This is a genomic window from Streptomyces graminofaciens (assembly GCF_030294945.1).
GTDB classification, from domain to species: Bacteria; Actinomycetota; Actinomycetes; order Streptomycetales; family Streptomycetaceae; genus Streptomyces; species Streptomyces graminofaciens.
In genome coordinates this window covers 9326308-9338860 of record NZ_AP018448.1, presented here as the reverse complement: position 1 = coordinate 9338860, position 12553 = coordinate 9326308, and the positions used below count along the sequence as shown (strand labels likewise).

The window sequence follows — 12553 nt, the reverse complement described above, 5'->3', positions numbered from 1 at the left end:
TTCCGGACGGGGGCGCCGCTCTTCCGCCTCACCTACCGTGCCGTCAACGTCCCGTCCGACCAGGTCACCAACGACTCCACCCACATATTCGGGATCTCCGTCCGATACGCCGGAGCCAACCGCCGCGTCCGGTACGCCTTCAACACGTCGTACGTCGCGTCCAGACAGTCCCGCGACCCGAACTCCCCCGTGTCCGGGTCCAGCCCCACCAGAAACCCCCGCCCCTCGACCGTACGGATCATCGCGCGGGCGGCCTCCACCTCACTCGTCGAGGACTTCGTACAGCGGTACCGGCTGTACGGCTCCGCCGACTCGCCCGGATAGTGCGCGTCCGTGGCCATGTCGCTCAGCATCCGCTCGTACGACCCCTCCGCGTGCCACGCCCCGATGTCGCCGCCGGGCGGGATGTACAGCGCGCCGCTCGGGTTCTCCACGGCGCCGTACACCCAGCGGTCCGTGCCCGTGACCTTGAAGCCCCAGCCGACGTGGCCGAACTTCCGCGCGCCGTCCGGTTTCACGAAGACGCAGGCGCCGCCGAGGGGCGCGGCTGCCGTCCTGGTCTCCTCGGCCGTGGTCCCGACGGCGCCCGTGTCCCCCGGCTCGCATCCCGCGACGCCCATGACCACCGCCGCCACGGCCGCCGCGACCGACCACCGCGCTCCCCCGGGCCGTCCCCCACCGCGCATGCCGTCCCCCCTCGTGCCAAGGGGCGCCCTCGACCGGGGCCCCTGCCGATCGCCACACCGCCGGGGGCCCGGGGGTTCTCGGGGTGACACGGCCGTGACGGCTCCGAAGCCTGTCCGGTACGGGTCTTTACAAACCAGGCCACCCTGGGAGCGTGTAAGTCTCGTCTCACCTGCGTCAAAGCGCCCCCGTGCGCCTCTCACCGGCGGGGTGGCGGCTTTATTGTCTAGAGGTCAACGCCCTTGGGGCTCTGTCCCCCGCCGAAGGAGCCCGCATGACCACCGCGCCCGTCGTCCACTCGCTGCGCGAACAGATCCGCGAGCACATCGTGGAGGGGATCGTGAGCGGGCGCTGGAAGCCGGGTGAGCGGATCGTGGAGCGGCGGATCGCCACGGAGCTGGAGGTCAGCCAGACCCCGGTCCGGGAGGCGCTGCGCGAGCTGGAGTCCCTGAGGTTGATCGAGTCCGCGCCGAACAAGGGCGTACGCGTGCGGAATCTGACGGCGGCCGACCTGGAGGAGAGCTATCCGGTACGGGCCGGTCTTGAGGCGATCGCGGCGGAGTTGGCGGCGGAGCGGCTGGCCGGGGACTGCTCGGCACTGGAACCGCACGTCACGGCGCTGTACGAGGCCGACCGCAACGCCGACGGCACGGCCCAGGTGCGGCACACGGTCGCCTTCCACCGTGAGCTGGTGCGGGCGGCGGGCAACTCGGTGCTGCTGCACACCTGGGAGGGCCTGGGCATCGAGGTCTTCACGGCCCTGTCCATCCGCTGGCTGGGCACGGTCCAGCAGTCCTACGCGGAGGAACACGAGGAGTTGGTGGCCGCTTTCCGCCGCCGCGACCCCCGCATCGCGGACCTGGTCAAGTCCCACGTCCTGGGCTGCGCCCCACACACGGACGACGAGCCGGCGTAGTTTTTTTCGCCGCGGGCAACCACACCACGACCCGCGCACGCCCACCGACCGAACCCCCGAGCTCTTGAGCGGAGCATCGCTCAAACGCCGCCCCACCTGCAGAAACCCGGGATCGCAGCGGCACCCGGTGCCCCCGCCGGAGACACCCCGTGCCGACTTTCTCGTGATCAAGAGGTTTTGCCCATCAACCCTTTGATCGATCATCGATCAGCGAGTTAAAGTCGCCGACGGGCCCACCAAGGCCCTCGCCCTGTCCTGCCAAAGACAAAGGGCAACCCCCGATCCCACACCGATGAGGGAACCCCTTCGACTGAGGAAGGCGGCGCAATGACCGACCCCAACGCCATCCAGCCGAGCGAGCTCGACCAGCTCCCGGACCGTGACCCCGAGGAAACCGCCGAATGGCAGGCCTCGCTGGACGCGGTCGCCAAGGCGGCCGGCCCGCACCGTGCCGCGTACCTGATGCGCCGCACGCTGGAGCGCGCGGAGGGCAACGGCATCGCGCTGCCCAAGCTGCTCGAGACCGACTACGTCAACACCATCCCGACCGCCGCCGAGCCGTCCGCGCCCGGTGACGAGGAGATGGAGCGGAAGATCACCGCGTGGAACCGCTGGAACGCGGCCGCGATGGTCACCCGGGGCAGCAAGTACGGCGTCGGCGGCCACATCGCCACCTTCGCTTCCGCCGCCTGGCTCTACGAGACGGGCTTCAACCACTTCTTCAAGGGCAAGGAAGCCGACGGCTCGGGCGACCAGCTCTACATCCAGGGCCACGCCTCCCCCGGCATCTACGCCCGCGCCTTCCTCGACGGCCGCCTGAACGAGGACCACCTCGACAACTTCCGCCGCGAGTCGGGCGGCAACGGCCTCCCGTCGTACCCGCACCCCCGCCGCCTGCCCTGGCTGTGGGAGTTCCCGACGGTGTCGATGGGCCTCGGCCCGCTGTCGGCGATCTACCAGGCGCGCTTCAACCGGTATCTGACCAACCGCGGCATCAAGGACGTCTCCGCGTCCCACGTCTGGGCCTTCCTCGGTGACGGCGAGATGGACGAGCCCGAGTCCACGGCGGCACTCGCCCTGGCCTCCCGCGAGGGTCTCGACAACCTGACCTTCGTCATCAACTGCAACCTGCAGCGCCTCGACGGCCCGGTCCGCGCGAACTTCAAGATCGTGCAGGAGCTGGAGGCCCAGTTCCGCGGCGCCGGCTGGAACGTCGTCAAGACGCTGTGGGGTTCGGCCTGGGACGAGCTGTTCCAGCTCGACACCACGGGCGCGCTCGTACGCCGCCTGCGCCAGGTGCCGGACGCCCAGGTGCAGACGTACCAGACCCGCGACGCCGCCTACATCCGCCAGGACTTCTTCGGCGCCGACCCGGCGCTCGTCGAGATGGCGAAGCTGCTGTCCGACGACAAGATCCTCGAGTGTTTCCACCTCTCCCGCGGTGGTCACGAGGCCCGCAAGGTGTACGCCGCGTACAAGGCCGCCGTCGAGTTCAAGGGCGCGCCGACCGTCATCCTGGCCCAGACCGTCAAGGGCCACACCCTCGGCGAGGGCTTCGCGTCGAAGAACGCCAACCACCAGATGAAGAAGCTGTCGGTGGACGAGTTCAGGACAATGCGCGACCTGCTGGAACTGCCGATCTCCGACGCTCAGTTCGTCGACGGGGTCGTCCCCTACGGCCACCCCGGCGCCGACTCCCCCGAGGTCCGCTACCTCCAGGAGCGCCGCGCGGCCCTCGGCGGCCCGGCCCCGGCCCGCCGTACGCACGCGCTGGCCCCCCTCCCGGCCGCCGCCGACAAGACGTTCGCCGCCTTCGACAAGGGCTCCGGCTCGCAGAGCGTGGCGACGACCATGGCCTTCGTCCGCCTGGTCAAGGACCTGGTCCGCGACAAGCAGACGGGGAGGCGCTGGGTGCCGATCGTCCCGGACGAGGCGCGCACCTTCGGCATGGAGTCGCTCTTCCCGTCCCTCGGGATCTACTCCCCCAAGGGCCAGACGTACGAGCCGGTCGACCGCGACCAGCTGATGTACTACAAGGAGGCCAAGGACGGCCAGATCCTCAACGAGGGGATCACCGAGGCCGGTTCCATGGCGGACTTCATCGCCGCGTCCACCGCGTACTCCACGCACGGTGAGGCGATGATCCCCTTCTACATCTTCTACTCGATGTTCGGCTGGCAGCGCACGGCCGACCAGATGTGGCAGCTCGGCGACCAGCTCGGCCGTGGTTTCCTCGTCGGTGCGACGGCCGGCCGTACGACCCTGACGGGCGAGGGCCTCCAGCACGCCGACGGTCACTCTCCGGTGATCGCGGCGACGAACCCGGCGGCGCTGACGTACGACCCGGCGTTCGCGTACGAGGTCGCGACGATCGTCAAGGACGGTCTGCGCCGGATGTACGGCGAGGCGGCCCCGGGCGAGGACCCGAACGTCTTCTACTACCTCACCGTCTACAACGAGCCGATGCCGCAGCCGGCCAAGCCGGCCGCCCCGGGCATCGACGAGGGCATCGTCAAGGGCCTGTACCGCTTCAACACGGCGGAGTCGGCCGGTGTGGACGTGGCGGCGGCGAACGCCCCGCGCATCCAGCTGCTCAGCTCCGGCACGGCGATCCACTGGGTCCTGGAGGCGCAGAAGCTGCTCGCGGAGGAATGGGGCGTGGCAGCGGACGTCTGGTCGGCCACCTCCTGGAGCGAGCTGCGCCGGGACGCGCTGGACGCGGACGCTGCGCTCCTGCGCGGCGAGGAGCGAGTGCCCTACGTCCGTCAGGCCCTCCAGGGCGCGGACGGCCCGGTGCTGGCGGTCTCCGACTACATGCGTCAGGTTCCCGACCAGATCGCGCAGTGGGTCGAGCAGGACTACTCCTCGCTGGGCGCGGACGGCTTCGGCCTCTCCGACACCCGCGAGGCGGCCCGCCGCCACTTCGGCGTCGACGCGCAGTCGGTGGTCGTCGCCGCCCTGGCCCAACTGGCCCGCCGCGGCGAGGTCAAGGCAACGGCGGTGAAGGAAGCCCGGGAGCGGTACGGGCTGTAAAGGCCACGGCTCTTCCCCGCGCCCCTCATGGGGCGCGGGGAAGAGCGCGAGCAACCCGATCGAACCCGCAACCCGCCGGCAAACCCCGCGGCGGGGGCGAACCCCCCTCCCGTTCACCACCCCCGGCATCATGACCCCATGCGTGCCGCCCGCCTCATCAAAATGGTGTTGCTCCTCCAGTCCCGCCCCTCCATGACCGCCGCCGAACTCGCCCGCGAACTGGAGGTCTCCGAGCGCACCGTCACCCGCGACGCCCAGGCGCTCTCCGAAGCCGGCGTCCCGGTGTACGCGGACCGCGGCCGCACCGGCGGCTACCGGCTCATCGGCGGCTACCGCACCCGCCTCACCGGCCTCGCGCGCAGCGAGGCCGAGGCGCTGTTCCTCAGCGGTGTACCGGGCGCGCTACGCGAGATGGGCCTGGAGGACGCAGCCTCGGCCGCCCGCCTCAAGGTGTCCGCCGCCCTCCTGCCCTCCCTCCGCGACGCCTCCCACAGCGCCGCCCAGCGCTTCCACCTGGACGCACCGGACTGGTTCAAGCAGCCGAAGACCCCCGACCTCCTCCCCACCGTCGCCGACACGGTGTGGGACGACCGCCGGATCGTCGCCCGGTACCGCAGCCGCGAGACCGAGGTGGAACGACAGCTGGACCCGTACGGGCTCGTACTCAAGGCGGGCGTCTGGTACCTGTGCGCGCGGGTGGCGAAACAGGAGGAGGGCGAAGACAACCACAAGCACGGGGCGTACCGCGTCTACCGCATCGACCGCTTCACCTCGATCACGCCCGCCCCGGAGCGGTTCACCCGGGACGAGACGTTCGACCTGGCCGGCTTCTGGGACGAACACGCCGAACAGTTCGCCCGTTCGATCCTGCGCACGGAGGTCGTGCTCCGTCTCTCCCCGCGCGGGCTGCGCGGACTGTCGCACGCCGTCGATCCCGTCTCCGCGCGGGAGGCACAGAAGACAGCGGGCCCCCCGGAGGACGACGGATGGGTGACACTGACCCTTCCGGTGGAGTCCGATGAGGTCGCCCGCGCTCAGCTCACGGCGCTCGGACCGGAGGTCGAGGTACTGGCACCGGAGAGCCTGCGGACACGTTTCGCCGAGGACGCGCGCCGGCTGGCCACGCTGTACCGAACACCCCGCGGCCCACAGGACACACACGACACCCACGACACGCACAACACTTCGTACGAGACATAACAATCCGCCCCACTCCACGTGCGCCCCACCCGCGCAGGCCCGATGCTTGACGCGTGATGGACGAGACGGAGTTCTGGGAGCTGGTGGACACCACCCGCGAGGCCGCCGAGGGCGATCCCGAGGAGCACGCCGATCTGCTCGTGGAACGGCTCGGCCGGCTGGACCCGGAGTCCGTGCTGGACTTCGCCCGGCACTTCGAATCGCGTTACAACCGCGCGTACAGCTGGGACGTGTGGGGCGCCGCCTGGGTGCTGCTCGACGGGGCCAGCGACGACGCGTTCGACTTCTTCCGGTGCTGGCTGATCGGCCAGGGCCGGGAAATCTTCGAGGGCGGGGTGCACGACCCGGACTCGCTCGCCGATCTGCTGCCCGACTTCGACGAGGAGATCGACGGGGACGGCGAGGAGCTGGGGTACGCGGCGGACGAGGCGTACGAGCAGCTCACCGGTGTGGTCGCCCCGGACCTCGGCATCCCGCCCCCGCCCGGCGAACCCGAGGGCGCGCCGCTCGACTTCGAGAACGAGTCGGTGCTCGCGGAGCGCTACCCCAAGCTGTGGGAGCGGTTCAGGCCCTGACCCCGGGGACCGTACGGCTCGCGGAGCGCGGCAGGTACGCGTACTGCGCGGCGGTGTACGGCTCGACGTGGTGGCGTTCGCGGCCCGGCTCGGGGCGCTCGGGTGCGGACGCGCCATACATCGGTGCCGAGTTGGCCCGCTCCAGCGCGGACGCGGTGACGGCGGCCGGTCCGAGCACGACGGCCACGGTCGCGCAGGCCACCGTCCAGGGGCTCCGCAGGGCGGAGGACCAGGACTTCCTCGGGTGCGTGGTGCGAGTGCTGCTCATTTTCCCCACCTCCGGTCGATGCGTACGCCCCGTGCGTACGAGGAAGAAGGTAGGGCGGCAACTTCAGTGCGCCCCCTGAGTCCCCTGTGGCATTCCTGTGATCGTTCCTGAGGCCCGCCCCGTGGCCGTTCCCGCGACCGTTCCGGTGGCTGCCATGGCCCCTCGGACCTCCGGAACCCGGCCCTGGAGGCGGGCCGCCAGTTCCCTGATCGCGGGGAGGTGGGCGGCGAGGGCCGCGCCCGGGCAGCTGGTCATGTAGCCGTCGCTGTGGCCCGCGAGGGTGGGCAGCAGGGCGGTGGTGCCGGCGGCGTAGCGGCTGAGGCTGTTGCTGGAGGTGAGACGTACGCTGCCGCGCGGGTCGATGTCCGAGAGGCCGAGCTTCCAGGCGGCGAGGGCGGCGATCGCGTCGGTCATCGCGCGGGGGACCTCGACGCCCGCCGTGAACGTGCCGAGGGCGGCGATGCCCGCGGTGCGGTGGTTGAAGCCCTGGGTGTGGGCACCGGTGACGGCGCGGTCGATGCCGCCGGCGCGGCCCTCGTAGATGGTGCCGCAGCGGTCGACGAGGAAGTTGTAGCCGATGTCGTCCCAGTGCCTGGCGCCGGTCTGGCCCGCGTAGAGGTAGCGGATGATGCGGGGCGCGTCGGCGCAGTCGTAGCCGTTGGGCGAGTCGGTGTGGTGCACGAAGACGGCGGAGACCTGATCGTCGTAGCGGGCGGGCGGCTGGCTGCGCGCGTCCCCGTCCAGCCAGCGGTCCCTCGGCACGATGGGCGGCCTGGGCGCCTGGTGCCCGGGGGCGGCGGACCGGGCCGCGGCGGACCGGGCGGCACGGGCGGCCGTACGGTCCACACCGATCGCGCACAGCACCAGCGCGAGCACCGCGGCCAGCCCGGGGAGGCAGGCGAGGGCGAGGAGGACGGGCCGCGGCAGCCGTCGTACACGTTTTCCTGCCGACCGCGGCAGCCGTGCACCGACCCGCGTCGGCCCCGGCCGCCACCGCGGCCGTCTGTGCCCCTCCCGCGGCCCCGGCCGCCGTATTCGCGGCCTCCTGGACCAGGGCCACCGGATTGGTGTCCCCCACGTCTTTCGGAACACACGCATGTCCCCACCCTCGCTCGGATGGGCTTCGGCCGCGATGTGGGGTGTGCCACCCGGTGGACGCGGAGGGAACCATCGCCCTGGTCCACGGCGTTTTTACAGGTCGAGGCAGCGTTGGCCGCACTGGTGGCCGAATCCGGGGCTCCGCGCGGGCGCGACGCGTGGCTGCCTGATCACTGGGCCCGCCCCACGCGTACTAAGGGTCCCGAGAGAAAGGCGGCTGGAGTGGACCTGCTCGACATCCTGCTGTTCCTGGTGATCCTGGCCTACGCGGCGTCCGGGTACCGTCGTGGCCTGGTGGCCGGATGCGTCTCCCTGGCCGGGTTCGTGGGCGGCGCGGCAGTGGGTGTGTGGGTGCTGCCCTGGGTGATGGAGCTGGTGACGGCGGGCACCCCGGCGGCGACGATCACGGCCGTGGTGACGGTGCTGGTGCCGGGCGTGGTCGGGCACGAGCTGGCGGGCAGGCTGGCCCTGCGGCTGCGCCGGGAGATCGACCGCAGCCCGCTGCGGGTGCTGGACGGCGTGGGCGGGGCGGCGGCCAACTCGATCGCCGTGCTCATCGTGGCCTGGGTCGCCGCGAGCGTCCTCGGCGCCTCCTCGTCCGCGCTGGTGACGAACTCGATCCGCAACTCCGCGCTGCTCGGCGCGGTGCAGAACACCATGCCGGACACGACCCCGGCGTGGTTCTCCAACGCCACCTCCGCGCTGACCGAGGCGGGCTTCCCGCAGGTCTTCAACCCGTTCGAGAACGAGGCCACGGCCGAGGTCGCCAAGCCCTCCGGGGACAACGTCACGGCGGCCGCGACCAACGCCGCCAAGCGCAGCACGGTCAAGATCGAGGGCGTCTCGGGCACGCAGGGCCGCGAGGGCAGCGGCTTCGTGTACTCCTCCGAGCATGTGATGACCAACGCCCATGTGGTGGCGGGCATCGACGACCCGACCGTGCGCGTGGGCGGGGTCGGCAAGACGTACGAGGCCCGCGTCGTGCTGTTCGACCCCGACAAGGACGTGGCGGTGCTCTACGTCCCCGGCCTGAGGGCTCCCGTCATCAGCTTCGACGACAGCGCCTCACGCGGTGACGCGGCGGTCGTCGCCGGCTATCCGGAGGACGGCGGCCTCGACCTCCAGGCGGCCACGGTCGCCAGCCGTATCGACGCGACCGGCCGGAACATCTACAACACCGACTCGGTGACCCGCGAGATCTACTCCATCCGCTCCACCGTCCGCCCCGGCAACTCCGGTGGCCCGCTCCTGACCACCGACGGGCGGGTCTACGGCGTCGTCTTCGCCCGCTCGACGTCCGACGCGGAGACGGGTTACGTCCTGACCGTGGAGGAGGTCGCGGCCGAGGCCCGCAGCGCGGCGGAGGCGACGGAGGCTGTGGACACGGGTGACCTGGTGACGTCGTAAGGCCTGTTCAGCGGCGCGTCAGAGGTGACGGCCCATCATCACGTCGTCGACGTACACCCCGTCCAGCAGGAACTCCTCCGGCAGGATCCCCTCCACCACGAACCCCTCCGACTCGTAGAGCTTGCGGGCCGGGGTGTTGTGCCCGAGGACGCGCAGGGTGAGCCGACGCGCTCCCCTGCGCCGTGCCTCGTCCTGCACGGCCCGCAGCAGCGCCCGCGCCACCCCGGCCCCACGCGCCTCGTCGGCGACGGCCAGCCCCTGGATCTGCCGTACGTGCGCGTTGCAGGCGAGCGGCGTCGGGAATCCGAGCCGGATGTAGCCGACGACAGTGCCGGCCAGCTCGGCGACGAGGTGGTCGCGGGGCCCGTAACGGTCGTTGAAGAAGGGTTCGTACGGCTGTTGGGGGCGCTCCTGGACGGAGTGCAGCGTGGACCAGGTGACGCGGTCGAGGCGGGCCAGCGTGTCCTCGTCGTCCGTGGTCGCGTGGCGTATGTACGGAACCGGCATGACGGCCACTGTACGGCCGGAATGCGACCCCCGGTCAGCGTTTTCCAGCCCCCCGGGGGACGATGGCTGCATGAGCCACATGCATGGTGAAGAGGACGGCGAAGCGGACGACCGTACGGCTGCCCGGACGCCCCTGCCCGCCGGTTCCCGGGTCGTGGTCGCCGGGGCCTCCGGGCTGATCGGCTCGGCGCTGACCCGCTCGCTCACGGCGGACGGCCATGAGGTCGTACGGCTCGTACGGCGGGCGCCGCGAGGGCCGGGCGAGGTGCGCTGGGACCCGGAGGCGGGGCGGGTCGACACGGCGGGGCTCGTCGGCTGCGCGGCCCTGGTGAACCTCGCCGGGGCCGGGGTCGCCTCGCGGCGCTGGACCGAGGCGTACCGGGAGCGGATCCGCAACAGCCGGGTGCTCGGCACCAGGACGCTCGCCGAGGCCGTGGCCGCGCTGGACGAACCGCCGAGCGTCTTCGTCAACGGCAGCGCGATCGGGTACTACGGCTGGACGGGCGACCGGGCGGTGGACGAGTCGGCGGCGCCCGGGGAGGGGTTCCTGCCCTCGCTGGTGGTGGAGTGGGAGGCGGCGACGTCGGCGGCTCGGGAGGCGGGCGTCCGTACGGTGTTCGCGCGGACGGGGCTGGTGGTGGCGCGGGGCGGAGGTGCCTGGGGGCCGCTGTTTCCCCTCTTCACGGCGGGCCTGGGTGGCCGTATGGGCGACGGGAGTCAGTACTGGAGCTTCATCTCGCTGTACGACGAGGTGGCGGCTCTGCGGCATCTGATCGGTACGCCGTCGTTGTCGGGGCCGGTGAATCTGACGGCGCCGGCGCCGCTGACGAATCGTGAGATCACGGCGGCGATGGGGCGGGTGCTGCACCGGCCGACGCTGTTCACCGTGCCCGCCTCCGTCCTCCGCCTCGTCCTCGGCGGGCTCTCCGGCGATGTCCTCGGCAGCACGCGGGCCCTGCCGACGCGTCTGCTGGAGTCGGGCTTCACGTTTCAGTACCCGGAGATCGAGGAGGCGGTGCGGGCGGCGCTGCGTTGAGGGTGGGTGGGATGCGGGGCCGAGGCTTTCGAGCCCGCGGAGCCGTTGCCCTCAGGGGCGCGGGGAACCGCGCGAGCAGCCCCCACCGGACCGCGGTCGCCACGCAACCCCCACCCCCGAGCCGGAAGGCGCCCCCACCCACGCGAAGCGTGCCCCGGGGGTCTGAGGGCGTGGGGATGGGACGGGCAGGGGCGGCGGGGGCGAGAAAACGCACGGCGGGCCACCCGAGCGGCGCGACCCACCCCCTCACCCCCTCCCTGGGCGCACGCTCTCCCCCCGCATGCCTCCGTGCGAGGGACCACGCGACTTCCCCCGAGCCTCCACCCCCCTTCACCCTCGTCACGAACTCGGGTATTCACATGCGTGTTGGGGGCATGACGTCTCCAGCAGCCGCGCGACCTCGGGAGGGGCCCGTGCTTGAGTCGGTGTACCAATCGGCGTACCCAGCGGACGCGGAAACCGTGGACGTCATCGTCGTAGGAGCCGGCGTCGCCGGCCTCGCCGCGGCCGGACATCTCATCAGGGCGGGGCTCACCACCACCGTCCTGGAGGCCGGCCCGGGAGTCGGCGGCCGCATGTCCACCGAGAAGATCGACGGCTTCCGCCTCGACCGCACGGCCCAGATCCTCTCCACCTCGTACCCGGAACTGCGCCGCACCCCGGGCCTGGACACCCTGCCGCTGCGCCCGTTCGCCCCCGGCGTCCTGCTGCACGTCGACGGCCGTCACCACCGTGCCGGTGCCACCCCGGCCCTCCGAAGCGCAAGGGGCGCACTCACAGCCGCGCGCGCCCTCGCAAGCGCCCCCAGGTTGCCCCGCGCCGGCCAGGCCCGCACGGGCCGTTCCCCGAACGGCACCCGCCCCGGCCGCCTGGGCGCCCCCGCCGACCAGTCCCGGCTCGCCATGGCCCTGGCCCGGCTCGCCGCGACCGCGCCCGAGCGACTGCTGACCCGCGCGGAGGTCCCGGTCGCCCAGGCCCTGGCGACCCGCGGTTTCCCGCCCCGGACGATCGACGGCTTCGTACGCCCGCTGCTGGCCGCCCTGCTCGGCGACCCCACGCTCCAGACCTCCAGCCGGTGCGCCGATCTGGCCCTGCACGCCTTCGCGACGGGCCGGCTGTGCATCCCGGAGGGCGGCGCCGACACACTCCCCGAGCTGCTCGCGGCCGCGCTGCCGCCGGGCACGGTCCGAACCGGGGTCAGGGTCACCTCGGTCAGCACGACCTCCGTGACGACCGTCGCCCACGGCGAACTGCCCTGCCGTTCCGTGATCCTCGCGACGGACGCCCGCTCCGCCGCCCGGCTGCTCCCGGGGCTGCGCGTGCCCGGCTTCCACCCGGTGACGGTCCTGCACCACGCCACGGACGAGCCCCCGCTCACCGAGCCCGCCCTGCTCCTCGACTCCGACCGCAGCGGTCCCGTCTCGCACACGGCGGTCATCAGCCAGGTCGACCCGACCCGGGCCCCGTCCGGCCGCTCGCTCATCTCCTCGGTCGTGCTCGGCACACCCCCGGACGCGGCCCACCTGGACGCCACGGTCCGCGCCCAACTGGCCCGGCTCTACCGGACGTCCACGACCCGCTGGGAACTCCTCGCCGTGCACCACGACCCGGAGGCGGTCCCGGCGATGCCCCCGCGGTCCGATCTGCGCCGCCCGGTACGGCTGCTGGCGGGCCTGTACGTGTGCGGGGACCACCGGGACACCAGCACGGTCCAGGGCTCCCTGCACTCGGCCCGCCGCGCCGCCCACGCCGTCCTGACCGACCTGGACGTCCGCCAGGCCGCCCAGGAGGAGTCGCTGGAAACCGCCGCCTGAACACCTTCGTGAACG

At 72.2% G+C, this 12553-nt stretch carries 11 protein-coding genes; 7 read left to right on the top strand and 4 right to left on the bottom strand.

Annotated features, from left to right (window positions below; all coding sequences use genetic code 11):
* Positions 1-32 precede the first annotated feature (32 nt).
* Entirely contained in the window at positions 33-686 is a 654-nt protein-coding gene (locus SGFS_RS41075; RefSeq protein WP_286257377.1) for a hypothetical protein, read from the bottom strand.
* A gap of 272 nt (positions 687-958) precedes the next feature.
* Between SGFS_RS41075 and SGFS_RS41070 the strand changes: the two genes are divergently transcribed.
* The 4 genes from SGFS_RS41070 (at position 959) to SGFS_RS41055 (ending at position 6408) form a co-directional block, all read left to right on the top strand.
* Positions 959-1600, top strand: a complete 642-nt coding sequence (locus tag SGFS_RS41070) for a GntR family transcriptional regulator (RefSeq protein WP_286257376.1) — start codon at positions 959-961, stop codon at positions 1598-1600.
* 327 nt (positions 1601-1927) lie between these two features.
* On the top strand, positions 1928-4633 hold the full coding sequence (gene aceE / locus SGFS_RS41065) for a pyruvate dehydrogenase (acetyl-transferring), homodimeric type (RefSeq protein ID WP_286257375.1): 2706 nt from the start codon (positions 1928-1930) through the stop codon (positions 4631-4633).
* 138 nt (positions 4634-4771) lie between these two features.
* Entirely contained in the window at positions 4772-5833 is a 1062-nt protein-coding gene (locus SGFS_RS41060) for a helix-turn-helix transcriptional regulator (protein ID WP_286257374.1), read from the top strand.
* 56 nt (positions 5834-5889) lie between these two features.
* On the top strand, positions 5890-6408 hold the full coding sequence (locus SGFS_RS41055; protein WP_286260306.1) for a DUF4240 domain-containing protein: 519 nt from the start codon (positions 5890-5892) through the stop codon (positions 6406-6408).
* Here SGFS_RS41055 and SGFS_RS41050 read toward each other — a convergent pair.
* Positions 6398-6676 carry a hypothetical protein gene (locus SGFS_RS41050; protein WP_286257373.1) on the bottom strand — a complete coding sequence of 93 codons (279 nt, stop codon included), beginning with the start codon at positions 6674-6676 and terminating at the stop codon, positions 6398-6400. The two genes, SGFS_RS41055 and SGFS_RS41050, sit on opposite strands and share 11 nt — an antisense overlap.
* 63 nt (positions 6677-6739) lie before the next feature.
* Positions 6740-7636 carry a peptidoglycan recognition protein family protein gene (locus SGFS_RS41045; protein WP_434028239.1) on the bottom strand — a complete coding sequence of 299 codons (897 nt, stop codon included), beginning with the start codon at positions 7634-7636 and terminating at the stop codon, positions 6740-6742.
* 360 nt (positions 7637-7996) lie between these two features.
* On the opposite strand from SGFS_RS41045, the gene SGFS_RS41040 reads away from it, so the two are divergent.
* Positions 7997-9181 carry a MarP family serine protease gene (locus tag SGFS_RS41040; RefSeq protein ID WP_286257372.1) on the top strand — a complete coding sequence of 395 codons (1185 nt, stop codon included), beginning with the start codon at positions 7997-7999 and terminating at the stop codon, positions 9179-9181.
* Between the two features lie 18 nt (positions 9182-9199).
* Here the strand turns inward: SGFS_RS41040 and SGFS_RS41035 are convergent, their stop codons facing one another.
* Positions 9200-9688: a GNAT family N-acetyltransferase gene (locus SGFS_RS41035; RefSeq protein WP_286257371.1), complete on the bottom strand. Its 489-nt coding sequence runs from the start codon at positions 9686-9688 to the stop codon at positions 9200-9202.
* A 79-nt stretch (positions 9689-9767) separates the two neighbouring features.
* Here SGFS_RS41035 and SGFS_RS41030 point away from each other — a divergent pair, with 79 nt between their 5' ends.
* Positions 9768-10724 (top strand): TIGR01777 family oxidoreductase, encoded by a 957-nt coding sequence (locus tag SGFS_RS41030; RefSeq protein WP_434028238.1) that lies wholly within the window; start codon positions 9768-9770, stop codon positions 10722-10724.
* Between the two features lie 413 nt (positions 10725-11137).
* Entirely contained in the window at positions 11138-12538 is a 1401-nt protein-coding gene (locus tag SGFS_RS41025; RefSeq protein ID WP_286257369.1) for an NAD(P)/FAD-dependent oxidoreductase, read from the top strand.
* Positions 12539-12553: the final 15 nt, after the last annotated feature.